Origin of the sequence: Halobacillus kuroshimensis DSM 18393 (assembly GCF_000425705.1) — a bacterium.
GTDB lineage: Bacteria > Bacillota > Bacilli > Bacillales > Halobacillaceae > Halobacillus > Halobacillus kuroshimensis.
The window spans coordinates 82,713-108,683 of the sequence record NZ_AUDY01000016.1; the positions used below are offsets into that span (position 1 = coordinate 82,713).

The following is a 25,971-nucleotide window of genomic DNA, read 5'->3' on the forward strand; positions in this document are numbered from 1 at the left end:
GTATTCAAGATGATTTCTTTTTTCCGGACGTCGTTGTTTTCGTTCGTGCTTTTGTCTTGCGCTTTTTCGTGGGTCCTTTTGTCTTTTCAAGGGATTTTTCCAAGGCATCCATCAGACTTGTAACGTTATCCGGAGCCGGTTTATCCTTCGCTGTTGTAATTTCTTCATTATTCTTCTTCGCTTCAATCAGTTCCATCAACGCTGTCCGGTAGTCATCTTTATATTTCCCAGCATCAAATTCGGTGGTCAGCTGGTCAATCAATGTAACGGCTGTACTCAGTTCCTTTTTGCTTAAATCGGATTCTTCAGGGACGTTTGGGACATCCTGGACACTGCGCACTTCGTCAGGATAATGAATGGTCTCCATGACTAAGGTGTTCTCATACACCCTTAAAACAGCCAGCTGCTCCTTCGAGCGGATGATGATTTTGGCAATTCCGATTTTACCGGTATCCCCCAGAGCCTGGCGCAGAAGGCTGTAGGCTTTGGCCCCGCCTTCGTTTGGAGAGATGAAATAGCTCCGTTCAAAGTATATCGGATCGATCTCCTCCAGTTTTACAAAATCGAGGATTTCCACCGCTTTATCGTCTTGTTCCTTTTTCAGCTGCTCTAAATCCTCGTTGTCCAGAACAACAAACTTATTTTTCGCATACTCGTAGGCCTTAACAATTTCTTCCCTCTCGATCTCCCTGTCACAGACAGGACAGCGCTTTTCATATTCCACCGGCGAATGACACTCTTCATGCAGCTGCCTCAGCTTAATGTCCTTATTTTCTGTAGCAGCATGCAGTTTCACAGGAATGTTGACCAGACCGAAACTGATGGTTCCTTTCCACATGGTGTGCATAGTGATGGCTCCTTTTTTCTTAGCTTTTGCGTTCAAAGTGAAAATATGTTCCATCGTGAAAGGACAACCTAAGGGAAAAAGGAGGAAACGTATGAAACGTCCGATGCTGCTCACCCCGTCCGACGATCTACCCGAAGGCGAGGAGTGGATGTATGAACCAAAATATGATGGCTTCCGGGCACTCCTCGAATGTACATCTGAAGGCATCCGCCTGATCAGCCGGAACGGGAAGGATTTAACAGATAAATTCCCTGAAATCAGCGAAGCCGCCCCTCCTCCGGATACAACTCCCTTCGTCTTGGACGGGGAAATTGTCATTTTAAATACAGCTTTCCAAGCCAATTTCGACCTTCTCCAAAAGCGGGGACGTTTAAGAAATACGGAGAACATTCGAAAAGCAGCGGCGGAGCGGCCTGCCTTATTTGCAGCTTTTGATTTCGTTCAGGAACAAATTCCATTAGAAAAAAGAAAACAACGGCTGGCCGAACTCCTTGCCAAGTGGGAACACCCAGGAATTAAAATGGTGGCCGTTTATCAACATGTGGATAAACTGAAAGACATTATCCATCTGCACTTTGGTGAAGGGATCATTGCCAAACGGAGCACCAGCACCTACCAATTCGGAGAAAGGACCCGGCACTGGGTGAAGTGGAAGCAGTGGAAAACAGCTTCTGTATTCCTCACCCACTTCGACCCGGATAATGGATATGTGGATACAGCTGTGTATAACGAGGGGCAGATCCGAAAAGCCGGCCGCTTTAAGCATGGTCTTCCACGTGAAGAAGCTGGCACTCTTCGTCAATTTTTTAAGGAGAAAGGAAAAAAAGAGAAGAACAAGTGGACACTCCCGCCGAGCGTCTGTGCCGACATCCACTGCTTAGAAGCAGAAAACGGAGAGTTCCGAGAGCCGATGTTTCACCGTTTCCGCTTCGATCATACACCAGAACAATGTACATCCAGGAAGATAACGTGGGATTTAAGTTTATTCCCCGACCGTTTTGAGCCGACCAGCCTTGAAAAGGAGCTGTTCCCAGGTGTGACCAAGCGGGATTACCTTCTGTACACCCGTCATATCGCCCCTTATATGCTGCCTTACATGAAAGAAAAGAAATTGACCGTGATCCGCTTTCCTGACGGCATCCATAACGAATCCTTCTTCCAGAAACACCGGCCGGATTATGCGCCGGATGCACTGAAACTGTGGATGGAAAAAGGAGAGCCTTATATGATCTGCGAAGAACTCCAGGGTCTTCTCTGGCTGGCGAATCAGGGAGCCGTAGAATTTCATCTTCCTTTTGAAAAAGCAGGCGGTGGTCACCCGGATGAAATCATTCTTGATCTGGATCCTCCAGAAAAAGATGCTTTCCCTCTCTGCCTCACAGCCGCTCTTCTCTGCCGGAAATGGCTGGATGAGCTGGGCATGATCAGCTTCATTAAACTATCGGGAAGCAAAGGGATGCAGCTTCATCTCCCGTTCCAAGAGGGAGATCTTACTTATGAAGAAACGCGGGTCATCACAGAGACATTAGCCCGGCTCCTCGTTGAGACAAAACCGGATCTTTTCACAGTGGAACGATTCAAAAGCAAGCGGAAAGACAGACTGTACATCGATTACGTCCAGCACGGGGAAGGGAAGACAATCATCGCTCCCTATTCTGTACGGGCGAAGGACGGCGCTCCGATTGCCGCCCCTCTGTACTGGGAGGAAGTACAGGATGAGCTGAACCCTCGGTCATACACGGTGGAGAACATGATGGAAAGGCTCAAAAAAAGAGGGGATCCTTTTCAGGACTATGAAAAAGCCAGAGCCCTACAGCCTATGGATCAGATTCAAGCACTGCTCGACTATTGATGTCGGATATTGCCCGGGAAATAGGAGAAGACGCAATTCCTTCTCCCATGCAGACGGATTTCGAGGTTCAATTTTTTATGTAAAGGTGTTGGAAAAAGGAGCGGCCCAGCGGTCGACCCTCCTTTTTTCCAACCTTCCCGGGCCTCAGCTGCCTCCTATGACTTATGATTCAAGCCTTTAACACCTGTTTCCGGGTTATGACAGCAAGCAGAACAGCGACGAGCATTTCCGCAAGAGGAAGAGACAGCCATACACCCGCAGCTCCAAACCAATTTGGAAGCAGCCATAAAAGCGGAAGGATGAATACAAAGCTCCGCAGAACAATAATCGTTGTCGAAGGGCGGATCTGGCCTACGGACTGGAAATAGGTCATATAAACGAAGTTAAAGCCTAAAAACAAGTACCCGGTAAAGAACAGACGGATGCCGTTCACCGCAAGATCCGTGACATCTTCGGACTCCACTCCAAACAAGGAAACAAGAGGACGGGCAGCTAAAACTCCTATGATAAGCAGCACGATGCCGAGACCTGCAGCTGTCCGTTCACCTATCCTCACTGAATCCTTGATGGCAGCCCTGCTTCCTGCTCCATGGTAATAACTGATCATCGGCTGGAGGGCCGACTCAATGCCGAAAAAGGATAAGAACATAAAGCCGTGCAGGTAATTCACTACTGAAAAAGCGGCGACACCTTCGGTTCCAAGCAATGCACCAATGGCTATATTATAGCCAGCGACAAATACAAGCGTCCCCGCCTCTGCAAGAAAGCTCGGAAAACCGATGGTCATAATTTCCCCGAGAAGCTTCCATGACCATAGAAAAACCGGCTTTCGCAGATGGGTATTTTCCTTGAAAAAGTGAAGCAGCAGCACAACCAGACCTGCCACACTGGCAAGCACGGTCGCCAGTGCCGCTCCAAACACCCCTTTTTCCAATATGAAAATCATGTAATAGTTCAATCCAATATTCACGATGGCGGTTACCCCAAGCGCCACCATCGAGAGGGTCGGACTTCCATCGTTCCGGACGAAGATACTGAGGAGCTGCTGAAGGGCAATCAACCACCCCAGCAGAAATAAAACCGTTAAATAGTCCACGGTAGGAGCGAACGTATCCGCATTGGCCCCGAGCCAATAAGCGATTGGCTCAACGAAGAAGTATCCGGCTGTTCCAATTACAGCCAGTATAACGAGAGATGCCGCAGTGGAAAGTGAAAAGACACTCCGCGCCTTGTCAGGCTCTCCACGGCCGATATGCATGGAATAAATCGTCCCTCCTCCGATTCCGATCCAGAGGGAAATGGAGAAGATCAATGAGAAAACCGGCATAGCAAGATTGACACCAGCCAGCCCTTCTTCACCTACACCGCGGCCTACGAATATGCCATCGATCAGGATGTTGATCGACATCAGCATCATCCCGAACAACGCCGGGAAGAAATATTGAAAGAATACCTGTTTTACAGGTTTGGTTCTCAACGTCTCATGTGTTCCACTCATCTTTATGACCTCCTGCATCTGTTTGCAAGAGAAAGTATAAACCTTAAAGTAACTTTAAGGTCAATCGTTTTTTGTTACAGGAATTTGAATCCAAGTGACATAGGCAGATGAATCGTTCGTTACCGATTCATCAAGAACAGACACTTCCAGAGGTGTCCCTGATATCTGCCTTCCGTCCTCCTTCAAATGATCCAGCATCACGGCATAACTCTCTTTAATCGTCTCATAAGGCCCCCGGTGGGGATAGCAGGCATATGTCCCCTCAGGAAGGCTGGGACTCGCCGCTGTTTCCTTGTCTTTTGAAATAAATATGAACACAGCGAAATATTTAGCAGGCCCTTCTCCATGAAGGCTGTCCATATCGACCATCGTTCCCATATCCCCCGTGAAAAATCCGTCATAACCTCCACCAGCAGAAGCGAGTTCTTCCAGATCCTTCAGAAAAATGGCGTCTGATGCTACAAAAAGATCCACGGGTTGGTCATTATACAAATACGTAATCGGACGTTCTGGAAAATAACGATAGACGAAAGAAGGTGACTGGCGGAGCGTAAGTCCCTCATCAATGGTCTCAATCTTACTTTGAATCATAGCAGAAACCTTCTTCAGCCTTGCCATTTCGTTTTCGATTTCCCTTTGTTTGCTCTCCAGCAGCTCTTTTGTATTTTCAGCTGTCCGGTTTGCCAGCTGGTGGTGGATATCATCGATGGAAAAACCGTTCTTCTTTAGAAATATAATCGTATCCAATACGACAAACTGTTCAAAGTTGTAATAGCGGTATTGTGTTTCCGAATCCACATACCCCGGACGAAACAGCCCGATTTGATCGTAATACCTTAACGTAGAAGCAGAAATCTGAAACAACCGGGCCATTTCCCCGATGCGGAAGCGCCGCTTCATAAGCATCTCTCCTCTCTTCCATCTCTCCCCCTATCCTATATCATATCCTAAACCGATCGCACAGATTTCTGCGTTGGATTTTTCCATTAGAAAAGGGTGCCTTGATCAGGGGCACCCTTTTCTTTCTGCTATTCTGTTACCTTTTCCACGGATTCCCTCAGTTTGAATTTTTGAAGCTTCCCGCTGGCATTCCGCGGCAGTTCGTCCACAAATTCATAGCGTCTCGGCCTCTTATAGCGGGCCAGCTGTCCACTTGAAATACAGAATTCATCGAGCTCCTTCTCCGATAATCCGGGATCTTTTCTGACGATATAAGCGGCCACCCGCTCTCCCCAAAGCTGATCCGGCTCACCGATAACAGCGGCATCCAGGACGCCCGGATGTGCGAATAAGCAGTCCTCCACTTCCCGCGAGTAGATGTTCTCTCCACCGGATAGAATCATATCCTTCACCCGGTCACTCACCCACAAATAGCCGTCTGCATCAAAGGAGCCGATATCCCCGGTGTGGTACCAGCCTTTATACAACGCTTCCTTCGTTGCTTCCGGGTTGTTGTAGTATTCCTTCATCATACTCGGCCCCCTCACGATAATTTCCCCGAGTTCCTGAGGCTTACAAATTTCATTGGGCTCTGCAGGACCGTGTTCATTCGTCCGTACGACCCGTATGTCATGATGGAAAATCGGCCTTCCCGCCGATCCGGCTTTCTCGATCTGCTCGTGGTCGAACAACGCCGTAATCGCCGGTCCCATTTCAGTCATCCCGTACGCCTGGACCAGTTCCACTCCGAGCACTTCATGCAGTCTTAAAGTAAGCGCTGGAGCCATTGGTGCGCCGCCATACAGCCCTTGACGCAGTGTTGAAAAGTCCTCATGGGAGAAGTCTTCCTGCAGCAGCATATTCCACATCGTCGGGGCAGCGAAGAACGTTGTAATCTGTTCCTCTCTTACGGTCTCGATCACTGCCGGGGCATCAAAATGATGGAGAAGAACATTGGATGCGCCGATCATAACTCTTGGGAAAAAGGCACAGTGCAGTTCCGCGCAGTGGAAGATAGGTGCCGCGGTCAGCCCTCTGTCTTCTTCCTGCAGCCGCATGGAAGCCGCTATAATGAGCGCCTGGTCCACCATATCCCTGTGGGTATGAATGACTCCCTTCGGCAGACCGGTCGTTCCTGATGTATACATGATCGCGTAAGGGTCATCCTCCTGGACTTCACAAACAGGCGGACGTTCCAGGACTTGTTCCATACGATCATAATAATGAGAGGCAAAAGAAAAGGCTTCATCGATCGACCAGAATTCCACTTCCGGCATCCCCCCAGCCACTTTCTCCACTTGAGGAGCCGTCGCTTTTTCAAACAGGACAACTTTCGGGCCGGCGTCCTGCAAAATAAAGCGGATCTCTTTTTCTGTGAGTCGGAAGTTGATCGGGTTGAATACAGCACCAATTTTCATACAGGCAAACAAAACCGTGGCAAATTCTGCTGTGTTGTACAGCACGGTTGATACTTTATCCCCCTTCTCCACACCGGAAGCAGAAAGCGCTGCTGCTGTCCTGTCCACTTCATCCTCCCACTGCTTGAACGTCCACCGCACTCCAAGCCGAACATCTACAAGGCCCTCTTTATCCGGATATTTTGCAGCAGTCTGCTCAAACATGCTCTTTAATGTTGGTCCCATTTTCATCGACTCCTTTTCGTTTTTACCCGTGGCTTTTCTGCCGGTTCAACAAGGAAATCAAGGACACGGAAGAATCATTTCGGCTGCATCCGTATGGCTCCGTCCAGGCGGATCACCTCCCCATTCAACATAGAATTTTCTATGATGCTTACAACCAGATTGGCAAATTCATAAGGTTTTCCCAGCCGCTTCGGAAATGGTGTCATTTGACCGAGAGCTTCTCTAGCTTGTTCCGGAAGACGGTCGAACATCGGCGTTTCAAAAAGTCCGGGTGCAATGGCCATCACACGGATACCCCAGCGTGCCAGCTCTCTGGAAACAGGAAGCGTCATCCCGGCAACGCCTCCTTTTGAGGCACTGTAGGCCGCCTGACCGATCTGGCCTTCAAAAGCAGCGACAGAAGAAGTATTGATGATGACGCCCCGTTCACCGTCTTCAACAGCTTCATTTTTCTGCATAACTTCAGCAGACAGGCGGATGACGTTAAAGGTGCCTATCAAATTGACTTGGATGACCCTCTGGAACGAATCCAGAGAGTGGGCCCCCTCTCTGCCTGTTACTTTTTCAGCCGTGACAATACCGGCACAGTTGACCACCGCTTGAATGCCCCCAAACACATCCACCCCGTTCTCCAAAGCCTGTTGGACTTCTGTCTCAGATGTTACATCCGTCTGCATAAAAAGCGACCGGCTTCCAAGTTCACGCGCAAGTGCCTTTCCTTTCTCTTCATTCTGATCAACAATCACTACACAGCCGCCCTGCCGGATGATTTTCCGGGCAACAGCCTCTCCAAGTCCAGAAGCTCCGCCTGTGATGAATGCTGTCATACCTGATACATTCATGACCGCCTCCCCACCCTTTCCACCACTGTGGCATTAGCCATGCCATGTCCTTCACACACAGCGAGCAATCCGTAACGCTTATCCGTTCGTTCTAATTCGTGAACCAAGCTCGTCATCAACTTGGCTCCAGTAGCCCCGAGCGGATGTCCTAAAGCGATCGCTCCACCGTTGACATTCAATTTCTGATGAGATACTCCGGTCTCTTTCATCCAGAACATCGGGACGGGCGCAAAGGCTTCATTCACCTCAAACACATCCACATCCTCTATTCTCAATCCGGCTTTTTTCAACACCTTCCAGGTTGCTGGAACCGGCCCTGTTAACATGAGCGTTGGATCTGATCCCACCACTGCACGGGCAAGGACTTTTGCTTTCGGGGTCAGTCCGAACTGTTCCGCTTTATCTTTCGACATCAGCAGGATAGCTGCCGCGCCGTCACTAATTTGGCTGGCATTCCCTGCTGTAATGCAGCCGCCTTCCTGAAAGGCCGCCGTCAGGGTGGATAAAGTTTCCACAGATGTCCCTTGTCTGGGCCCCTCATCCACTTCAACCCGTCCGGCCTCTGTTTCCACAGCCATGATCTCCTTATGAAAATGCCCTGCCTGGATGGCTGCCAAAGCCCGGTGGTGGCTTTCTGCTGCATAAGCATCCAGCTCTTCCCTCGTAAGCTTCCATTGTTCGGCGATTCTTTCCGCTGATACCCCTTGGTTAATCATGTCAAAGCGCTCCGTCAGCATCTCGTTGAAGGAGATCCCTTTCATGTTTGAAAACATCGGGACACGGGACATGCTTTCAACACCACAGGCAATAACGACATCCATGTCGCCGCATGCAATCGCCTGTGCGCCGAAATGAACAGCCTGCTGGCTGGATCCGCACTGACGGTCAAGGGTTACCCCAGGAACTTCAATAGGAAATCCGGCCGTCAAGGCTGCAATTCTGGCAATGTCACCGGCCTGCTCCCCCACCTGGGACACACAACCCGCAATCACATCCTCCACGGCTCCCTTTGGAATACCGGCTCTTTCTACGACCTCATTTAAAACGCCGGCCAAAAGCATATCCGGGCGGATAGAACTTAACACGCCATTCCTTTTCCCTACAGGCGTTCGAACCGCTTCAACAATTACGACTTCATTCATGCTTTGATCCTCCCAATCCCATCTTCTTCGCAATAATGGTTTTCATGATTTCATTGGACCCTGCATAGACAGCCGTTACAGGGGCATCACGAAACCTCCTGGCAATCTCATACTCTTCCATATATCCATAGCCGCCGTGGAGCTGCATGCACTCCATGGCTGTCTTTTTCACGAGTTCTGTCGTCCACCATTTGGACATCGATACTTCCTTTACAATGTCTTCTCCCTGCATATGAGCTTCAATCGTCCGGTTCAGAAAAGTGCGGCCGATTTCAATTTCTGTATGAAGCTCAGCCAGTTTGAACTGAGTATTTTGAAAAGAAGCGATGGACCTTCCGAAAGCTTGACGCTGAGTGACGTAATCCACGGTTATTTCCAACATCCGTTCGCAGGCCGCAACAGCCCCGATGCCTACAATCAGCCGCTCCTGCTGCAGCTGATTCATCAAATAATAAAATCCCTCTCCCTCTTTTCCCAGCAGCTGGGAGGAAGGGACGATGGCATCCTCAAAAACTAATTCCGCGGTATCCTGACTGTGCAGTCCGACTTTTTCAAGTTTCCTTCCCCTTGAAAAACCGTGCGTCCCCCGTTCGACAACGAACAGGCTGATCCCTTTGTGCGGCGGGGAAGCCTGAGGATCTGTTTTACAGACGACGACAATTAAATCAGCATGAATCCCATTTGTAATAAATGTCTTTTCTCCATTCATGACATACGTATCATTCTTCTTTACTGCTGTTGTACGAATGCCAGCAAGGTCGGATCCCGCTCCCGGTTCCGTCATGGCAACAGCTGTGATCACCTCTCCTGTCACACATTTCGGCAGCCACCTTGTCTTCTGCTCTTCCGTTCCATAGGCTTCCAGATAAGGAACGACAATATCATTGTGAAGGCCGACTCCAATTAAACCGGTTCCTACTTTTTCAAGCTCCTCGTTAATAATGACAGAATAACCGAAATCTGCCTCCATCCCGCCATAGGTTTCACTAAGCCATGGACACAAATAGCCCTGCTCCCCGAGTTTTCTCCAAAAGGCCCGGGGCACTTCCCCCTTTTTCTCCCATTCCTCATAGTATGGGAGTGCCTCCCTTTTCAAAAATTTCCTGAAGGAAGCTCGGAGCATTTCATGTTCTTCTGTTATGTATCCTGCTTTCATGTCCACCCTCCCCGCCTGTACTAAGCACCTATTTCTCCTCTCTCCCTCGTTTTTCCTGCCCTTGTCGGAAAACGCTTACAAAAAATTGTTTTTCTGCTTCGAATGACAAAAAAAACCAGCCCTTGCCGGACTGGTTTTGTTCGTTATTCTATAACTTTTTTAATTGCTGCGGCTACGCCGTCCTCGCTGTTTGATGTCGTTACAAAAGATGCTTCATCTTTGACAATCTGCTGAGCATTGCCCATCGCTACACCCAGACCCGCTTCCCGGATCATGGCTATATCATTCATGCTGTCGCCGACAGCCATGACATTCTTCATATCAAGATCGAGCCACTGGCACACTTTCAACAAGGCCGCTGCCTTGTTGACGCCTACGGGATTCACCTCAATATTGGTAGGACTTGAATTCGTCACTTCCAACGCATCATTGGCCTGAAGCTCATCCAGGATCACTTGACGGACCTCATCATCTTCGATATCGAAACCGAATTTGAGCCAGTCGTAGTCTTCAATTTCATTGTCAAAAGGATTCTGCGTATTATACAGCCCCTGGACCGTTGATGACCAGAAATAAAGGCCATGTTCCTTTTTCAATTCCCACAAACGATTCACATGGCTGTGATCGAGCTTCGTCTGATCCACCAATTCGTAATCATGATTATAAATCTCTCCACCATTAATGGTGACAATGTACGACGAGCGTCCAAGCGCTTCAGAAATATTCCGGCACCGGGAAAGGGAGCGTCCTGTGCTCAGGACCACATGGATCCCCTTCTCCTTCGCCTCTTTCACAGCAGCAGCGTTGGCTTCTGACACCTCTCCTGCGTGATTCACCAACGTACCATCAAGGTCAAGGGCTATTAATTTGATATCTTCTGCCATTCCAGTCACGTCCTCTCTATATCTACACTCCATTTTAATATAAGGCCGGCCTTCTTACAATTCACACCTTTCCGATCGCCCATGATTAACAACATACCGCAATGGGTATGGTAAAGGAGAATTCATAAGGAGGGAGAACATGTTTCATTATACGGTTGAAACAGAAAAAAGCGTAGATCAGGCAGTCGAAAGCCTGGAAGCGAATTTGAAAGAGGAACAGTTCGGTGTCCTTTGGAATTTCGACCTGAAGGGAAAGTTGAACGAGAAAGGCTTGGATTTTGAGGACGATTTCAGGGTTCTTGAAGTGTGCAATCCAAAAGAAGCCCAGCGTGTCCTGGAGCAGAACAAAATGGCTGGATACTTCCTTCCTTGTAAAATGGTTGTTTATAAAGAGCAGCAGCAAACAAGGATCGGGATGCCCAAACCATCCTCTCTTACACAAATGGTGAATGACGACCAAATTCTTGCCATGGCTGAAGATATTGAATCACGTTTGATCCGCTGTATGGACAAATCGATATAAGGGTAAAAAGAACTGCCTCGTGGCAGCTCTCAGCTTGTAGAGAAACCTCTGTTTCTTTACAAGCTTTTTTCTTTCTTCCCGCCAGGAGCGAAATCCCCTTGCCTTTCCGCGGAAGAGCGCCCGAGCTTCCTCGCAAAACCCACGCTCGGCGATCTCGGACCACTCGTTCTTCCGCAGGAGTGGAAGGGGCACCGCTCCCTGGGAGTTCTTTAACATCGCAAAAGACTCTCCTTCACCCCGCTCACCCTTGCTGGATGTCGGATAATCTTTTTCATAGTCCGGCAGGCAGCCGTATCAACGCCTGTTCTTTCCCTTTTTATTCTCCACGCAACCGGCAACAGCGCAGCCCATGCCGTTCTTTTGAATCTGTGAAGCTGCTTCGTGCACAATTTCTCTCCTCTATATTCTAACGTCGACACGAGGAGCATTCATCCACCGATAAGCGGAACTTGACCAGCCACAAATGACAACCCCAGTTCCACTAGAAGAAAAGTACTATTTCTATAATCTGAAGAGCTGCCTTGTGGCAGCTCTTATTTAATGATTCAGCGGAGGAAGGTTGTCTGGAGGACTTCCTTTTAACGAGTAATGAAATTCTCCTTCACTTGTTAAAGCTCCGAAGAAAACATCTGCTACCTGATGATCTCCCAGCGCTGATTCCAGCCACCGACGGTCACGCCCCATTCTCTGGAGGATATCAAGCTGGAGGGTTCCATCAAGAATGATGGGGATATCATACCCCCCTCCCCTTAAAGGCATCTGGAAATCCTCACGTGTGGGCGGTTCTTTTTCAGGCACTAATTTCACGGATAACTGCCCGTTGGCCTCCACGATACCAAGCTCCACCTGAGTGAGATCGAAGACCTGCTGTTCGCGAAGCATCTGAGTAATGTTATCAATAGAATAACGGATCTGCTGGAGGTTTTTCTCCACCATTTTTCCTTCATAAACGACAATGGTCGGTTCAAATGTCAGCAGTCTGCCCAGCTTCCTGTTTTTCAGCTTGACCGTAACAATAAATTTCTGGAGCAGGGCTATTACAATAATGGCAGCAACCGTATGTATATGGTCGATATCCGGATCCGCGATATCTGCGCCAACAACAGAACCTAAAACAAGCACGACGAGAAAATCAAAGACCGGCAGTTCCCCGATCGACCGTTTCCCCATAAAAATCCCAACCCCGAGCATCAGCGGGAGAATCGTAACAATCCGAAGCACGACAATGACCAGGTCTTTCCATAAATCCATGGACCCTCACCTCCTTTCCTAGCTTCACCCTTCCTTCTCGTCCTATCCATTGATTCAGACGAAGGTGTTGACATTATACCTATAGGGGTATATGATGTGTCATGTACTGTTCAACAGCAAACATCTTCACAAGGAGGGAAAAACATGGAGTATAATGACGCCATGAAGAACAGAGTCAAGCGTCTCGAAGGCCAGCTGCGGGGTGTATTGAAGATGATGGAAGAAGATAAAGACTGTAAAGATGTCATTACGCAGCTTTCTGCTTCACGGAGTGCCATTGACCGGACGATTGGGCTTGTTGTAAGTTCCAACCTTGTGGAGTGCATCCAGGAAGCCGATCAACAGGAAGATAAAGAAGCCTCTATCAATGAGGCTGTTCAACTGCTCGTCAAAAGCAGATAATTTTTTAGCATTTCATATACCCTATGGTGTATATAGTATAAGGAGGATATAACATTGTCCGAGACAAAGAAGACGAATATCATTTTATTTAGCGGGGATTATGATAAAGCAATGGCCGCCTACATCATTGCCAACGGGGCTGCGGCCTACGATCATGAAGTCACCATTTTCCACACATTCTGGGGATTGAATGCGTTACGGAAAGACGAACCCATCCAATTAAAGAAAAATTTCCTGGAGAAAATGTTCGGCCGGATGATGCCTAGAGGGGTAAATAAAATGGGGATTTCCAAAATGAATTTTGCCGGATTCGGCCCCAAGATGATCAAGGACGTCATGAAAAAGCATAACGTTATGCCGCTGCCGGATTTGATCGACATGGCCCAGGAACAAGATGTAAACCTTGTGGCCTGCACGATGACCATGGACCTTTTAGGACTGCAGAAAGAAGAACTGATGGATGACATTCAATATGCCGGCGTAGCTGCCTATCTCGCTGATGCTGAAGACGGCGCTGTTAACCTGTTTATATAATCAAGGAGGAATAAAGAATGAAGACATTGACCGCAAAAGAAGTAGAACAAAAGCTGAATGAAGGTAAAACTTTAAACATTGTAGATGTTCGTGAAGACGAAGAAGTCGCAGAAGGTATGATCCCTGGTGCCACGCACATTCCGCTGGGTTCCATTGCAGACCGTGCAGACGAACTTGATCAAGAAAAACCTTATATCATGGTGTGCCGTTCAGGTGGACGCAGCGGCCGTGCCAGCCAGATCCTTGAAGAAAAAGGGTTTGATATAACAAACATGGAAGGCGGCATGATGAGCTGGGAAGGGCCGACAAAATAAAAACACCACCCTTAAGGGTAGAGGAGGAATTGACATGGATATGAAAACAAATGCAACACTGGATGCCAAAGGATTAGCCTGCCCGATGCCGATTGTGAAAACAAAAAAATCGATGAAAGATATGGAACCGGGACAGGTGCTTGAAGTCCAAGCCACAGATAAAGGGTCCACAGCCGACCTGCAGGCTTGGACGAAAAGTGCCGGTCATCAGTACCTGGGAACCATTGAAGAAGACGGAATCCTCAAGCACTACGTGCGTAAATCAAGTGATGAGGAAGCTGTAGAGACGACGCATCCGGATGTCGTAAACAACGAAGAACTGGAAGCTGCCCGCTCAAATCCCGACTCCGTCATTGTGGATGTGCGCGAATCGGCAGAATATGCCTTCCATCATATTCCTGAGGCTGTCTCCATTCCTTTGGGTGAACTTGATGATCGTGCCGATGAACTGGATAAGAATAAGACGCTTTATACGGTCTGCCGGACTGGGAGCAGGAGTGACCTGGCTGCCCAAAACCTCACCTCTAAAGGATTCGGCGCAGTCTATAACGTAGTTCCTGGTATGAGCGGCTGGAACGGAGAAACCAAATCACTGAATCAATAATTTTTTGACAAAATTAATACCCAAGGGGGTAAAAATATGACAGTAAAAAATATGACGATACAAGACATTGCTCATAAAGTCCTGGATAACGAAGAACTGTTCCTTTTGGATGTCCGCACTAAAGATGCCTACCAGGATTGGAAAATTGAAAGCGGGAATTTTTCCTATTTGAATGTTCCCTATTTCGATTTGCTTGATGGTGTCGAAGAGATCATGGAACAACTTCCGAAGAATCAGCCGATTGCTGTCATCTGCGCCAAAGGCGGCTCTTCACAAATGGTTGCGGAGATGTTGGTTGAGGAAGGGCTGACTGACGTTTATTCCGTAGAGGGCGGCATGAAAGCCTGGAGTGAACATTTAGAACCAAGGAAAGTCAGTGACCTTAAAGATGGTGGTGAACTGTATCAGTTTGTCCGCCTTGGGAAAGGGTGCCTTTCCTATATGGTCACATCCGGAGGCGAAGCAGCCATCATTGATGCGGTAAGGATGACCGAAGCCTACACAGAGTTTGCTGAAAAGCTCGGGGTAACGATTACGAATGTTTTCGATACCCATCTCCATGCGGACCATATTTCCGGGGGGCGCCGCCTTGCAGAGACGACGGGAGCAGTTTACTGGCTGCCACCGGAGGATGCCGGCGAAGTTGTCTTCAACTATCAGCCGCTCCGGGATGCGGATCATGTGCAGATCGGTCAGTCCCATATTGATATTCATGCCCTGTATTCACCAGGACACACGATCGGGTCCACATCTTTTGTTGTAGATGATAAATTTCTGATGACAGGAGATATTCTATTCATCGACTCCATCGGACGCCCAGATCTGGCTGGAAAGGCTGAAGACTGGGTAGGCGACCTGAGGGAAACACTATATACCCGTTATAAGGAGCTCTCTGATGAACTCATCGTCCTTCCTGCCCACTTCATGATCATGGATGAATTGAACGAGGACGGCACGGTAGCGGAAAGGCTGGGAACTTTGTTTTCCCGCAACCACGGCTTGAATATAACGAATGAAGAGGAATTCCGCCGTATGGTTACAGAAAACCTTCCTCCACAGCCGAATGCCTATCAACAAATCCGCGAAACGAATATGGGGAAAATCAGCCCCGACCATGAAGAACAGCGGGAAATGGAAATTGGACCAAACCGCTGTGCTGTAAGGTAAACCATTCCACATGCGTCCGTCCACTACGGGCGCATGCAACCAACTACAAATGAGGAGGAAACAATATGAACGCAGCAAAAGTACTTGATGCAAAAGGTCTGGCATGCCCAATGCCAATTGTAAAAACAAAGAAAGCGATGAAAGACGTTGAAGCCGGTGAAGTTCTTGAAATTCACGCTACGGATAAAGGTGCGAAAAGCGATTTGACAGCATGGGCAAAGTCCGGCGGTCATGAACTGCTGAAACATGAAGAAGAAGACGGCTTATTCAAGTTCTGGATTCAAAAAGGCGAGTAAGCACACAGATTCACGTATAAAAAATGCAGAGGGAACCGGTAGAGGTTCCCTTTTTTAAGGAGGTCACCTTCATGGAATTTGGATTTATCCTTACAATTTTCCTTATCGGTTTTGTCGGTTCCTATGTATCAGGCATGCTCGGAATTGGCGGATCGATCATAAAATATCCGATGCTGCTTTATATTCCACCCCTTGTCGGTTTTACAGCCTTCACCTCTCATGAAGTTTCCGGAATCAGTGCCGTCCAGGTGTTCTTTGCCACCATCGGCGGTGTGTGGGCATACCGGAAAGGCGGTTACTTAAATAAGCCGCTGATTATTTATATGGGAATCAGCATTCTGATCGGGAGCTTTATCGGAGGGTACGGGTCGCGCTTCATGCCGGAAGCAGGCATCAACCTTGTCTACGGAATCCTCGCCCTTATTGCTACCGTTATGATGTTTATTCCGAAAAATGGACTGGATGACCAGGAGATGGACGACGTGACATTTAACCGACCGCTGGCCGCCGGGCTTGCGCTGATTGTTGGGATTGGAGCTGGGATCGTCGGTGCGGCCGGAGCTTTCCTGCTTGTACCGATTATGCTTGTCGTATTAAAGATCCCAACAAGAATGACGATTGCTTCTTCTCTGGCGATTACGTTCATTTCTTCCATTGGTGCTACGATTGGGAAGGTTACAACCGGGCAGGTGGAGTACGCGCCTGCTGCTATTATGATTGTGGCTAGTTTGATTGCAGCCCCTCTCGGAGCATCTGCTGGTAAAAAAGTGAATACAAAGATTCTCCAGACGGTCCTTGCTGTCCTGATCCTGGCATCGACGGTTAAGATCTGGATGGACATCTTTTAAAAAGGACCCTCTCCGTTCTTTTCGAACGATCGATAAATGATTTCTTATCCATTGTACTTTTCACATGAACTGGTGACGGTCATGTTCCGCTTATCGGTGGATGCTTGCCGCGGGCACGGCCTCAGCTGATTTGGACAGGAAGATTACCTGCCCAAATGGAACTTCGGCGCATGTTTTCCCCGCAGGTGTCACCACCGATAAGCTCCTCATAACCGAACCAATTATAAGCCTGAAAAAAGGGAGATTTTCTTTTTACAGAAAATCTCCCTTTTTTTGCGTTTTGAAGTCATAGAAGCAGCATAGTATACTTCCTTACAACAACTGGAGAACAAACCAGATACCTCATGACAGCGAAGCCAAAAGGTTTGTATACACATATACCAGCGGCATCTTCTTACTGGTATAGGAAACATGTAACTTGTACCCGGTCAGGAGGAGTGGCCACCTCATTTACCGGTACCTTACCTCCATTTTAAAGACGTTTGTGTAGTGAAAGGGTATAACCCCACCCATATGAAAGTTCTTCGAAGTCATCGCCCTTGATCTATGAGGTGAACATGCCCATCTACTTTAGGAAACCTTTTCTATTGAGTGCAGGGCATAAAAAAATCCCTCTGCTTTCAAGCAGAGGGATTTGGTTTATTCTTCGTTCGATTGAGACTGTTCATCTTCTGTGACCAATTCCGTTTCGTCCAGATAGCGAAGCAGGTCGCCGTATACGATGGAGTCGGACATCTCCAATTCTTCCTGTGCGGCCGTGAAGCCATCTTCACAGGCAGCTCCATCTTCGACTTCTTCTCCTGTTTCACGATCATAGCATGTCCCTTGAATACCAACGTATTCTTCGTTGGCAAAGTTTCCGTCTCGTGTAATCATCAGCTGACGGCGGTCTTCATCCAGCAGGTCATGACCGAATTGGACAGGGTTTTCATCTTCAATCCCTAAAAGGTTCATGAGGGTTGGACGCAGGTCAACTTGTCCACCAACCGTATGATTCTCTTCAGGTTCGATGTCTTTCCCGTAGATAAGGAAAGGAACACGTTGAAGCTGGAACTGTTCATATTCATTTATTTCTTTTCCTAGATACTCACCCATCGCTTCCTGGTGATTCTCGGAAATGCCGAAGTGATCTCCATAAATGACGAGAATTGTATTGTCATACAGCTCTGAATTCTTGAAGTCCTCGACGAATTTTTTCAACGCTTCATCCTGATAACGGATGGTTTGGAAGTAACGGTTCAACGTACCACTGCTCGTTTCGCCTTCTTCAATGAGTTTCAACTCTTCAGGAAGTGTGAACGGGTAGTGGTTGGTCAGCGTAATCATTTTAGAATAGAAAGGCTGATCCAGCTCCTGCATTTTGTTCAAGGAATCTTCAAAGAAGTATTCATCAAGATATCCCCAGCCGTGGGACTTTTCTGTCGTTACCTCATAATCTTCCTTGGAGAAGAATTCATCATACCCCAGCGAATCATACATCACGTTTCTGTTCCAGAACGTCTTATCATTGGCGTGCATGGAATTTGTAAAGTAGCCATTTTCACCAAGTACGCTCGGCATCGCTTTATATTCGTTACCGGAGTGCGTAAAGAACACGGCGCCACGGTTTAGAGGATAAAGGGAGTTTGCCAGTAGAAATTCGGAATCAGACGTCCGCCCTTGTTTAACCTGGTGATAGAAGTTATCAAAGTAGATCCCTTCTTCTTTCAGGTCGTTGAAGTAAGGGGTCAGCTCCTCCCCGTGCAGGGTGTTATCCACCACAAAGGTCTGTGTACTCTCCAGTGAAACAGCAATGACGTTCTTCCCTTCAGCTGCACCTTCCAGCCTGTCACTGTCTTCTGTCTGATTTTCATTCAAATAGTTAATAACCGGAACAAGCTCATTGCTGTCCGCCAGCGTTTTCTTCATTTCGGTCTTCCCTTGAAGAACAATATCATACACATGATAGTTCAATACACCAATGTATTTGACAAGCATGTTGCGGTCAAATGTTCGTTCAAGCAGGTCCGTACGTTCTGTCTCCGCCCATTGAAGGTTTACAATGAACAGGGGAATAGCAACGATGGCCAGAACGATTCCCTCCGGCCGCTTCGGTGTGAACGCTTGGAAACGGGAAGGTTTAAGATAAAACAACAGAAAGCCTGCAGCAATCACATCAACGAACAACCATAAGTCAGCAGGACTCATAATCGTCGTGATACTTCCCCCGAGGTCAGCCAGGTTAGCTACCTGATTTAACATCGGAATAGTGATGAAATCATTGTATTCACGATAAAACAACACATTCACATAAAGCAGGATGGATCCTAGAATGTAGGCACCAAACATCCCTCGCCGGCGTCCAAGCAGAATTCCAACTCCGAACAATAGGAATATACTGCTGAGCGGGTTGAAGGCCAGAATATTCGCCTCATTCGCATTCTCCACACCCAATGTGAAAATGTTTGTTTGAATATAATACATTTTCAACCAGAATAGACCGATCACAAATGCATAGACTAGTAGTTTCAGTCCTGTTTTTTTGTTTATATATTTATTTCCTGTAAACATTGTAAAACCTCCGTTAATTTTACATTACCCTATTTTAACTCATCTTATTTCATTTTTGTACCATTAAGGCGATAGTTTTAAAACTCTGACACATTTACCCTTGTTTTATTACAGGTTTGTCATGGAAAAATGAACCTCTTGGCCTATGACACTTAAAAGTTACTATCTATACATAATTTTTTCATAGTTCGTCATTTTCTCTCCTTTTTATGTTAACCTATTATAAAATAAGTTTACAAAAGGAGGTTGATGTATGTCCTACGAAAGCAGAAAGCTTCGATTTTTGTTAAATAGTGCGATTTTTGCCGCAATAACGGCCATTATGGCTCAAGTTGAAATCCCTCTTCCCGTTGTACCAATCAGCGGCCAGACACTTGCGGTCGGTTTAACCGCCACGATTCTCGGTAGCCGACAGGGCGCAGCAGCTATGGTTGGATATATGGCTTTGGGTGCGGTAGGAATGCCTGTATTTGCAGGGTTCAGCGGAGGACCCCAGGTTCTTGCCGGACCGACGGGAGGATACATTTTTGGATTCATACTCAGTGCATTTATAACTGGATATATCCTCGAAAAAACGTCATTCAACTTAGGATGGGCGTTGGCGGCGAATACGGCCGGGATGGTCATCACTCTTCTATGTGGAATCCTGCAGTTGAAATTCGTCCTGGATATAAGCTGGACCGCAGCACTTGCCACCGGTGCCTATCCTTTTATAGCGGTCGGATTGATCAAGGCTTTTCTTGCCTCCTGGCTGGGCATTACGGTCAGAAAAAGACTGGTGGCCGGGCAGTTCATTAAACAATCCGCACCTAAGGAAGCCTCCTAGTTCTATTGCCCGGGAAATAAGGCGCACTCATAATTACCGGCCTTTCGGGAAGCCTATTCCTGGAGGTGATTGATCTGAAACCTTATTTATGTCCGGGATGCAAAACAAACCGTTCGCGCTTTAACGTCATTGAACAGCAGGCAATGCCGGTCAAGATGGACCCGCAGACTGGAGAGAAACACCCATCTTATACTGCAGAGACCATGGATGCCTTTCATCTCGCTTATCAAGGACCCGCCATTAAGGTCCAGTGCGGGGCCTGTGGTCTGATTGAAGATGAAGCCTCTTTCATAGCATTTGCTGGACACCAGCGTATGAATGGAACCCCCTGAATAGAATCAGAGGGTTCTTTTTCGTCGTATATTCAAACGGAACCCTCCCCGGGTGAGAAAGAAGACTATAAGAAGGAGAACTGAAGGTGGATACACCATAACGGCGGCTGTGAATACATATCCCGCCAATCGATTCCACGAAGCGGGATAAAAGGATTCTTCATTCACTTTCTTCATCTCTTCCAACACGCTCCCTTTCAAGTCATAACCCGTCCAACAAGCAATGGCCAATGCCTGGATACACGAAGAAACCAAAGAAAAACCGAGCATCCCCTGAATAACCATCACCGCACATCCATAAATAACAAGCAGGGGGTTCATCCATTTCACATAAGTAAGGGCGAGCTGTTCATCCTCAACTGGGATAAATCGAAATACCGTCGGCTGTTTAAAAAAGTTGTGAAAGATACTGGTCGACACTTCAACAAAGATAAAAGCAGCCAGCGGCACCGTTAAAAATATCATCCAGTCCACCTGAAGTGGAACTACGACTATAATAAGGACGCCCGCTGTTAGGGAAGAAATCAGATAGTTGTAGGATTCTTTTCCATGGGACAGCCAGATCCGATCATACAAACGCTTAGGATAAAACCAACTGCTTCTCCTTCTCTGAACAGCAGCCGTAAAACGCCTGGGTGGTTTCACAGCGACATTCGTCACTTGATTGACCAGCCACAGGTTCCAAACCTTTGCATCGTTCCGTTCCGCAATCCTGCCCCAGGAAGGTTCATAATAATAAAAGCAGGCACTGGAAGCTGCGGCAGCCCATACCAGTGTTCCAATAACCAGCCCAAGGAAGGATCCTGCAGTATAGCCGGCCGTTATAACCATTCCCCCTGCAGCGGCAAGCACCAGTTTGATATACCACGGTGTGCTGTATAACCTCCATTGAATCCACACCTCAAACAAAAGACTGACTCCATACACGATAAGAAATAAAAGGATAAAGGCTGACGATAGTGGAGTTAAACATCCGGCTGACGATAGCAAAACGGCTGCCAGAAGGAGGGTCTTCCCTGCCTTCTCCCTGTATAAATAAAAAAGAATGTCCCGTCTGGAATGAGGAAGAAGGCTGAGGTGAAGTTCTGATGAAGTAAAAGGCAGCGAGGAGTCCTTGAAAGCTGCCATACAAGCTCTCACCCACACAGCAAGGGGAAGAAAAGGGAGATACATCAAGGCTCGTTTTTCCAATGTTTGAAAAAACGGGGTGAAATCTTTCAACCAGTCAAGACTGATGAAGAATAATATAACAGCCATGACCCCGGCATAAAGAAATACAACAGGATCATACAACGTATGAAACGACTTTCGATACAAAAGCATTTTTTTCTGCCGACGACTTCGTTTCAATACCCGAAAAACCTGCCAGCTCTCCGACCTGTTCATTTGTGCTCCCTCCTTTCCAGTCTCTCAAAAGATTCGACAGGGCCGGAGGAAGACACAGAACCATTTTTCAACATGACGTATGTATCTGCCAGAGCTTTCACTTTGTCCAGCTGGTGAGTGGTCAGAATAATCGTCATGCCCTGTTCTTTTCTGCGAATCAACTCTTCTTCTAAATATTGACCAGCGTATACATCCAGGCCCATAAAAGGTTCGTCAATAAACAAAACAGGAACATCAGGGAGGAGGGCACAAATCGTCTGAACCTTCTGCCTCATCCCTTTAGATAACGCTTCTGGATAGTCATCCTTCTTGTCTGTGATTTCAAAGGCGTCCATATACCTATCAACTCTGGCTGCAAAGATATCTTCATCAATGGAGTAGCTCCGCCTGTATAGATCAAAATGCTGCCGGGTCGTTAGTTCACTGAACAGCAGCGGCTCTTCCGGGATATAACTGAATAAACGCTTATAGTTCTTCAAATGGTCATCCATGCTTTCCTGCTGAATCTTAATCAACCCCGATAGCTTTCCTCTCATACCAATCATCGTTTTCATCAACGTCGATTTGCCTGCTCCATTATGACCGACCAAGGCAAGGATTTCTCCAGGCCAAGCCTGAAGATTCACGTGTTGTAAGATCGGATTTCCGCCAATTTCCACTGAACAGTTCTCTACACGAAGTACCAAGTATATCCCTCCTCGTACAATGGTTTACGTAATTTTCCAATAAAAAGTTTCAAAAAAATAAGCCCTCTCCTGTGTAAAGAGCGGGCTTACGATTATTGATTCATCCTAGAAAGAAAATCTCCGAGCAGGTCATCATCCTCTTCCTCGGTCTCCTCCGACGATTCCGCATCACGGAGGTCGTCCTGGAAATGGCCAAGGTCCAGTCCATCCAAATCATCGTCTCCGGTTGTATCCAACACCGGCTCCTGCACCTCTTCTCCTGCTTCCTCTCCGTCAGGAATAACGGGAACTTGAGGTTCATCAGATGCAGCGATTTCTTCCTGAAGATACAGGGCTTCATCTATATCATAAGCGCGGCTGTTCAGGGAAGCCAGTAGTGTTGTGGCACGAACCGGATCCATGATGAGTTGATGGAGGATACTGCCGATCAACGCTTCGGAATGTTCATGCTTCATCCAGTTTCTCTGCTCTTTCGACAAGGCTTTCGGAAGGGGAACTGTAATCGTTTCTTTATCCTTGGAAAGAGATTCATTCACTCCGTCCATAACGAACTGAGCAATACGGCTGGAAAAATTGCGCCGTTCCGTCTCTTTCAAATGCGACAATTGTTTCAATAAATGATCCGGAGTGTCCGAGGGGACACGAAATGTAATCGACTGCCCCCGTTCGACACTTTTTCTAGATGAACTCATGAATGATCACCTTACTTGGAAGATCCGGCCTGTTGTTCCACTTTTTTATTCGCCGGTTCGGCTGGTTTTTTGTTCGTCTTACGGATAAAGTCGGAAATCAGCTTGTAATAAGCGTTTGCCATCATCCAGATGCTCTCTTCCTCATCCTCGAAGAATTCAATATTAAATCCGTCCAGTTTATTGTTCAACATCTTGATATATTCCTTAAGAACGGCAGAACCTCCACCAACAAAATAGCAGATTTCTGTCTGGGAATTTTTCTGCCACACATTGCGCAGGTAGCGGTATTGTTTCTTAGCCAGTTCAAGGAGAATACGATCAGTTATGTCGTGAACACTTGTACGGCTACCGCGAACCATAATGTGATGACGGTCGTTCTTCCTCGTAATAATATCTACTACGTCCCGGCGGCTGTCGAGTTCCACTCCATGCTTCGTCAAAATTTCATCACGAATCATTTCCAGTGATTCAGATACACCGAGGTTGAAGCCCTGTGCTTTATCATCATCCACATTACGGTTGCGGATAACCGCGATATCTGTGGATAATCCACCAATATCCTGTATAAGAATCTGCTTGTCCACAAGCTCCTTGTTAATAATGTTCAAATCATTATCCATAACAAGATTGACATAGGCGGCGAACCCTTCCGGATAAACTTTCACTTCGTCAAACTTAAGGTTGACTTTCATCCCTTGATATTTAGGGGTTACTAAAAACTCAACCTGGTGGACAGATCCGAGGAGCTGGGAACGGTATCCTACGTCCTTCCCTTCTTTGACTTCACGAAGGGGAAGACCAGTACCGAGAGTATAGTTGGCTTCTACTACATTATTTTTAGCTTGCTGAGATCCTTTGCCAGAAACCGCATCAAGGGCAAGGGATGCAAACAGCATAATCAAAGTCTGATCTTCTTCCGATTTATAGCTGCCTGGATCAAGCTCGGTGGAGTTTGTTGTTTTCGTCGCTAGATTCCCTACGCGGTAAATCGCATTATTTTCCCTAAGGGCAGGGGAATGCACCCGAATATGTAGATTATCGAGTGGATTTTTATCATCAAGATCCTCAATTCCGATAACCGGACGGTCTTCCAAATCTCTCGCTACCACGTTAGGAATATAAAGGGAAGATTCCAGTTTCCCGAAATTTGCTTTCAAAGCATCATTACCGACATCGATCGCTGCAATTCTTGAATGTGTCATAAACAGCTCTCCTTTTTATAAGTTATTAAAATGACCTCTCCTTAGTTAGAATCTATAAAACTATCAGAGAATAGTCAATCCTCCTTTTTTCGTGTTCATTTATGCACACAAGTAATCAAAAACGTATACTTGTAAACAAAATTGCACACATGCCTATATGACAGCTTGTACACGCTTTTGTGTACATGAAAACATAAACGCAAACACTTTGTATTCTTTTTGTATACTTGCAAACAAAATTGTATACATAAGAGCATTTTCATATTTTTTACATTTTTCAACACAAAATCACGGACTGAGTTATATTCGCCGTTTCTATAGAGTGGACTAAGATAAGTAAAAAAAGACGATGCAGAAAGCATCGTCTTTTTTTACTGCTTCATATAAGTGCTGAACAAATCCTCCAATTTCTTCGTTAAAGCTAAAGTCATCAACCCATTGCCTTCAGCTGTTTTTGAGTATCCAAGAGGAGTCGTACGTTTGATAAGCTGGGAGAATATTTCTGATTCCGTCATCGATCGATTGAATTGCTTCTCAACTAATGGAATAAGGAGAGCGAGTCCCCCGGAGACGTGAGGAGTGGCCATTGATGTACCTGAGAGCCTTGCATATTTTCCTTCTAAATAGGTGGAAAGGACATCAACTCCGGGAGCCACAAGGTCAAGCTGGGTGTTCGTATTTGTAAAATCAGCCAGTTCCCGCCGTTCATCTACGGCTCCTACTTGAATGACTTCATTATATGCTCCAGGATATCCGTACTCCATAGTGTCTTCCCTGCCATCTCCCTCGTTGCCAGCAGCACAGACGACGGATACATCATGGCTGACAGCGTTTTTAACAGCTTCTCTTAAGGGTTTTGTATCTTGAGGACCTCCAAGTGACATCGATATCACTCTCACCCGTTCCTGATTAGGGCCTCTCCAGTTAACGGCGTAATGGATGGCATCAATAATCCATTCATACTCCCCTCCCCCATCCTCTGATAGGACCTTTAAGATGAGAAGTTTTGACTTAGGTGCCGTTCCTATGACACCTTCCCCATTCTCTACTGCAGCAATGGTCCCTGCTACATGTGTCCCATGGCCATTGTTGTCTGAGTAATTATCAGGGTCCCCTCCATAATCATCAGTAAAGTTATGTCCATCCACAATGTTCTCTTCGAGATCAGGATGATCAAGCTGACACCCTGTATCAATGATCGCTACAACGCTTCCAGCTCCTTGATCCGAATCTTCCCATAGGCTTTCAGCTTCCACCATCTGTATTCCCTTCGGACGCTCGTTTGTTGTTTCTAAAATTGCTTCCGTTCGGTAAGGAATCAATTTCATCCGACTCATGGACATCCTCCTCCATTATGGTAAAGGGTGTTGATGTACATTCATGGAGTAATTCTTCCTTTCATTATAACATCCAAATATACCCACTTCGGAGGGTTTTTGAAATAAGGACCTTAGAATCATAAATGATATAAAGAACAATTGTATTTTATATTGAATTCCAAGCAGAATTCAGTATAATAAAAGAAAAAAGTTCTTTATAAAGAACAAATCATTAA

The 25,971-nt window shown here is 46.8% G+C and carries 26 protein-coding genes; 11 read left to right on the forward strand and 15 right to left on the reverse strand.

What is annotated here, in order from left to right; genetic code table 11:
* Nucleotides 1-4: 4 nt before the first annotated feature.
* On the reverse strand, nt 5-847 hold the full coding sequence (gene ku, locus H615_RS0119625; protein WP_027956726.1) for a non-homologous end joining protein Ku: 843 nt from the start codon (nt 845-847) through the stop codon (nt 5-7).
* Between the two features lie 91 nt (nt 848-938).
* Here ku and ligD point away from each other — a divergent pair, with 91 nt between their 5' ends.
* A complete protein-coding gene (gene ligD, locus H615_RS0119630) occupies nt 939-2,699 on the forward strand; it encodes a DNA ligase D (RefSeq protein WP_027956727.1) in 1,761 nt (586 codons plus the stop codon).
* Between the two features lie 169 nt (nt 2,700-2,868).
* Here the strand turns inward: ligD and H615_RS0119635 are convergent, their stop codons facing one another.
* The 7 genes from H615_RS0119635 to H615_RS0119665 all read right to left on the reverse strand — a co-directional run bounded on the left by H615_RS0119635 (nt 2,869) and on the right by H615_RS0119665 (nt 10,803).
* Nucleotides 2,869-4,197 (reverse strand): MATE family efflux transporter, encoded by a 1,329-nt coding sequence (locus H615_RS0119635; protein ID WP_027956728.1) that lies wholly within the window; start codon nt 4,195-4,197, stop codon nt 2,869-2,871.
* Nucleotides 4,198-4,257: 60 nt separating this feature from the next.
* Nucleotides 4,258-5,097, reverse strand: a complete 840-nt coding sequence (locus tag H615_RS0119640) for a MerR family transcriptional regulator (RefSeq protein ID WP_027956729.1) — start codon at nt 5,095-5,097, stop codon at nt 4,258-4,260.
* A gap of 128 nt (nt 5,098-5,225) precedes the next feature.
* Nucleotides 5,226-6,779: a fatty acid--CoA ligase gene (locus H615_RS0119645; protein ID WP_027956730.1), complete on the reverse strand. Its 1,554-nt coding sequence runs from the start codon at nt 6,777-6,779 to the stop codon at nt 5,226-5,228.
* A 74-nt stretch (nt 6,780-6,853) separates the two neighbouring features.
* On the reverse strand, nt 6,854-7,621 hold the full coding sequence (locus H615_RS0119650) for a 3-hydroxyacyl-CoA dehydrogenase (protein ID WP_027956731.1): 768 nt from the start codon (nt 7,619-7,621) through the stop codon (nt 6,854-6,856).
* Nucleotides 7,618-8,763, reverse strand: coding sequence for a thiolase family protein (locus H615_RS0119655; RefSeq protein ID WP_027956732.1), 1,146 nt, complete (start codon nt 8,761-8,763; stop codon nt 7,618-7,620). Before H615_RS0119655 ends, H615_RS0119650 begins: the two co-directional genes overlap by 4 nt.
* Complete coding sequence (locus H615_RS0119660) at nt 8,756-9,919, reverse strand: acyl-CoA dehydrogenase family protein (RefSeq protein ID WP_027956733.1); 1,164 nt, start codon at nt 9,917-9,919, stop codon at nt 8,756-8,758. The genes H615_RS0119655 and H615_RS0119660 overlap by 8 nt, the downstream gene beginning before the upstream one ends.
* A 143-nt stretch (nt 9,920-10,062) precedes the next feature.
* A complete protein-coding gene (locus tag H615_RS0119665; RefSeq protein ID WP_156896538.1) occupies nt 10,063-10,803 on the reverse strand; it encodes a Cof-type HAD-IIB family hydrolase in 741 nt (246 codons plus the stop codon).
* Nucleotides 10,804-10,942: 139 nt separating this feature from the next.
* Here H615_RS0119665 and H615_RS0119670 point away from each other — a divergent pair, with 139 nt between their 5' ends.
* On the forward strand, nt 10,943-11,326 hold the full coding sequence (locus H615_RS0119670; RefSeq protein ID WP_027956735.1) for a DUF302 domain-containing protein: 384 nt from the start codon (nt 10,943-10,945) through the stop codon (nt 11,324-11,326).
* Between the two features lie 537 nt (nt 11,327-11,863).
* On the opposite strand, the gene H615_RS0119685 is transcribed toward H615_RS0119670, so the two are convergent.
* Complete coding sequence (locus H615_RS0119685; RefSeq protein WP_027956737.1) at nt 11,864-12,577, reverse strand: DUF421 domain-containing protein; 714 nt, start codon at nt 12,575-12,577, stop codon at nt 11,864-11,866.
* 144 nt (nt 12,578-12,721) lie between these two features.
* Here H615_RS0119685 and H615_RS0119690 point away from each other — a divergent pair, with 144 nt between their 5' ends.
* The 7 genes from H615_RS0119690 (at nt 12,722) to H615_RS0119720 (ending at nt 16,742) form a co-directional block, all read left to right on the forward strand.
* Nucleotides 12,722-12,979: a metal-sensitive transcriptional regulator gene (locus H615_RS0119690; RefSeq protein ID WP_027956738.1), complete on the forward strand. Its 258-nt coding sequence runs from the start codon at nt 12,722-12,724 to the stop codon at nt 12,977-12,979.
* Nucleotides 12,980-13,033: 54 nt separating this feature from the next.
* A complete protein-coding gene (locus H615_RS0119695; RefSeq protein ID WP_027956739.1) occupies nt 13,034-13,513 on the forward strand; it encodes a DsrE/DsrF/DrsH-like family protein in 480 nt (159 codons plus the stop codon).
* Nucleotides 13,514-13,530: 17 nt separating this feature from the next.
* Nucleotides 13,531-13,827, forward strand: coding sequence for a rhodanese-like domain-containing protein (locus H615_RS0119700; RefSeq protein WP_027956740.1), 297 nt, complete (start codon nt 13,531-13,533; stop codon nt 13,825-13,827).
* A gap of 34 nt (nt 13,828-13,861) precedes the next feature.
* Nucleotides 13,862-14,431 carry a sulfurtransferase TusA family protein gene (locus H615_RS0119705; RefSeq protein WP_027956741.1) on the forward strand — a complete coding sequence of 190 codons (570 nt, stop codon included), beginning with the start codon at nt 13,862-13,864 and terminating at the stop codon, nt 14,429-14,431.
* Between the two features lie 36 nt (nt 14,432-14,467).
* Entirely contained in the window at nt 14,468-15,598 is a 1,131-nt protein-coding gene (locus H615_RS0119710) for an MBL fold metallo-hydrolase (protein ID WP_027956742.1), read from the forward strand.
* A gap of 65 nt (nt 15,599-15,663) precedes the next feature.
* On the forward strand, nt 15,664-15,894 hold the full coding sequence (locus H615_RS0119715) for a sulfurtransferase TusA family protein (RefSeq protein ID WP_027956743.1): 231 nt from the start codon (nt 15,664-15,666) through the stop codon (nt 15,892-15,894).
* Between the two features lie 71 nt (nt 15,895-15,965).
* Nucleotides 15,966-16,742: a sulfite exporter TauE/SafE family protein gene (locus H615_RS0119720; RefSeq protein WP_027956744.1), complete on the forward strand. Its 777-nt coding sequence runs from the start codon at nt 15,966-15,968 to the stop codon at nt 16,740-16,742.
* Nucleotides 16,743-17,381: 639 nt separating this feature from the next.
* On the opposite strand, the gene H615_RS0119725 is transcribed toward H615_RS0119720, so the two are convergent.
* On the reverse strand, nt 17,382-19,292 hold the full coding sequence (locus tag H615_RS0119725) for an LTA synthase family protein (protein ID WP_027956745.1): 1,911 nt from the start codon (nt 19,290-19,292) through the stop codon (nt 17,382-17,384).
* Between the two features lie 253 nt (nt 19,293-19,545).
* Between H615_RS0119725 and H615_RS0119730 the strand changes: the two genes are divergently transcribed.
* On the forward strand, nt 19,546-20,118 hold the full coding sequence (locus tag H615_RS0119730) for a biotin transporter BioY (protein WP_027956746.1): 573 nt from the start codon (nt 19,546-19,548) through the stop codon (nt 20,116-20,118).
* 74 nt (nt 20,119-20,192) lie between these two features.
* The gene (locus H615_RS0119735) at nt 20,193-20,450 is read left to right on the forward strand and encodes a hypothetical protein (RefSeq protein ID WP_027956747.1); all 258 of its coding nucleotides are present in this window, start codon (nt 20,193-20,195) and stop codon (nt 20,448-20,450) included.
* 6 nt (nt 20,451-20,456) lie between these two features.
* On the opposite strand, the gene H615_RS0119740 is transcribed toward H615_RS0119735, so the two are convergent.
* The 5 genes from H615_RS0119740 to H615_RS0119760 form a co-directional block, all read right to left on the reverse strand.
* A complete protein-coding gene (locus H615_RS0119740; RefSeq protein ID WP_027956748.1) occupies nt 20,457-21,836 on the reverse strand; it encodes a hypothetical protein in 1,380 nt (459 codons plus the stop codon).
* Nucleotides 21,833-22,522 carry an ABC transporter ATP-binding protein gene (locus H615_RS0119745; protein WP_035532813.1) on the reverse strand — a complete coding sequence of 230 codons (690 nt, stop codon included), beginning with the start codon at nt 22,520-22,522 and terminating at the stop codon, nt 21,833-21,835. The genes H615_RS0119740 and H615_RS0119745 overlap by 4 nt, the downstream gene beginning before the upstream one ends.
* A gap of 92 nt (nt 22,523-22,614) precedes the next feature.
* A complete protein-coding gene (locus tag H615_RS0119750) occupies nt 22,615-23,214 on the reverse strand; it encodes a hypothetical protein (protein ID WP_027956750.1) in 600 nt (199 codons plus the stop codon).
* A gap of 11 nt (nt 23,215-23,225) precedes the next feature.
* Nucleotides 23,226-24,416: a ParM/StbA family protein gene (locus H615_RS0119755; RefSeq protein ID WP_027956751.1), complete on the reverse strand. Its 1,191-nt coding sequence runs from the start codon at nt 24,414-24,416 to the stop codon at nt 23,226-23,228.
* A 371-nt stretch (nt 24,417-24,787) separates the two neighbouring features.
* Nucleotides 24,788-25,753 carry a S8 family peptidase gene (locus H615_RS0119760; protein WP_027956752.1) on the reverse strand — a complete coding sequence of 322 codons (966 nt, stop codon included), beginning with the start codon at nt 25,751-25,753 and terminating at the stop codon, nt 24,788-24,790.
* Nucleotides 25,754-25,971: the final 218 nt, after the last annotated feature.

Bases quoted from the DNA above. Each gene is read 5' to 3' on its own strand.
- H615_RS0119670 (WP_027956735.1), top strand. From the start codon at position 10,943: ATGTTTCATTATACGGTTGAAACAGAAAAAAGCGTAGATCAGGCAGTC.
- H615_RS0119730 (WP_027956746.1), top strand. From the start codon at position 19,546: ATGTCCTACGAAAGCAGAAAGCTTCGATTTTTGTTAAATAGTGCGATT.
- H615_RS0119710 (WP_027956742.1), top strand. From the start codon at position 14,468: ATGACAGTAAAAAATATGACGATACAAGACATTGCTCATAAAGTCCTG.
- ligD (WP_027956727.1), top strand. From the start codon at position 939: ATGAAACGTCCGATGCTGCTCACCCCGTCCGACGATCTACCCGAAGGC.
- H615_RS0119720 (WP_027956744.1), top strand. From the start codon at position 15,966: ATGGAATTTGGATTTATCCTTACAATTTTCCTTATCGGTTTTGTCGGT.
- H615_RS0119700 (WP_027956740.1), top strand. From the start codon at position 13,531: ATGAAGACATTGACCGCAAAAGAAGTAGAACAAAAGCTGAATGAAGGT.
- H615_RS0119635 (WP_027956728.1), bottom strand. From the start codon at position 4,197: ATGAGTGGAACACATGAGACGTTGAGAACCAAACCTGTAAAACAGGTA.
- ku (WP_027956726.1), bottom strand. From the start codon at position 847: ATGCACACCATGTGGAAAGGAACCATCAGTTTCGGTCTGGTCAACATT.
- H615_RS0119655 (WP_027956732.1), bottom strand. From the start codon at position 8,763: ATGAATGAAGTCGTAATTGTTGAAGCGGTTCGAACGCCTGTAGGGAAA.
- H615_RS0119760 (WP_027956752.1), bottom strand. From the start codon at position 25,753: ATGAGTCGGATGAAATTGATTCCTTACCGAACGGAAGCAATTTTAGAA.
- H615_RS0119640 (WP_027956729.1), bottom strand. From the start codon at position 5,097: ATGAAGCGGCGCTTCCGCATCGGGGAAATGGCCCGGTTGTTTCAGATT.
- H615_RS0119705 (WP_027956741.1), top strand. From the start codon at position 13,862: ATGGATATGAAAACAAATGCAACACTGGATGCCAAAGGATTAGCCTGC.
- H615_RS0119755 (WP_027956751.1), bottom strand. From the start codon at position 24,416: ATGACACATTCAAGAATTGCAGCGATCGATGTCGGTAATGATGCTTTG.
- H615_RS0119715 (WP_027956743.1), top strand. From the start codon at position 15,664: ATGAACGCAGCAAAAGTACTTGATGCAAAAGGTCTGGCATGCCCAATG.
- H615_RS0119660 (WP_027956733.1), bottom strand. From the start codon at position 9,919: ATGAAAGCAGGATACATAACAGAAGAACATGAAATGCTCCGAGCTTCC.
- H615_RS0119725 (WP_027956745.1), bottom strand. From the start codon at position 19,292: ATGTTTACAGGAAATAAATATATAAACAAAAAAACAGGACTGAAACTA.
- H615_RS0119685 (WP_027956737.1), bottom strand. From the start codon at position 12,577: ATGGATTTATGGAAAGACCTGGTCATTGTCGTGCTTCGGATTGTTACG.
- H615_RS0119740 (WP_027956748.1), bottom strand. From the start codon at position 21,836: ATGAACAGGTCGGAGAGCTGGCAGGTTTTTCGGGTATTGAAACGAAGT.
- H615_RS0119690 (WP_027956738.1), top strand. From the start codon at position 12,722: ATGGAGTATAATGACGCCATGAAGAACAGAGTCAAGCGTCTCGAAGGC.
- H615_RS0119645 (WP_027956730.1), bottom strand. From the start codon at position 6,779: ATGGGACCAACATTAAAGAGCATGTTTGAGCAGACTGCTGCAAAATAT.
- H615_RS0119750 (WP_027956750.1), bottom strand. From the start codon at position 23,214: ATGAGTTCATCTAGAAAAAGTGTCGAACGGGGGCAGTCGATTACATTT.
- H615_RS0119665 (WP_156896538.1), bottom strand. From the start codon at position 10,803: ATGGCAGAAGATATCAAATTAATAGCCCTTGACCTTGATGGTACGTTG.
- H615_RS0119650 (WP_027956731.1), bottom strand. From the start codon at position 7,621: ATGAATGTATCAGGTATGACAGCATTCATCACAGGCGGAGCTTCTGGA.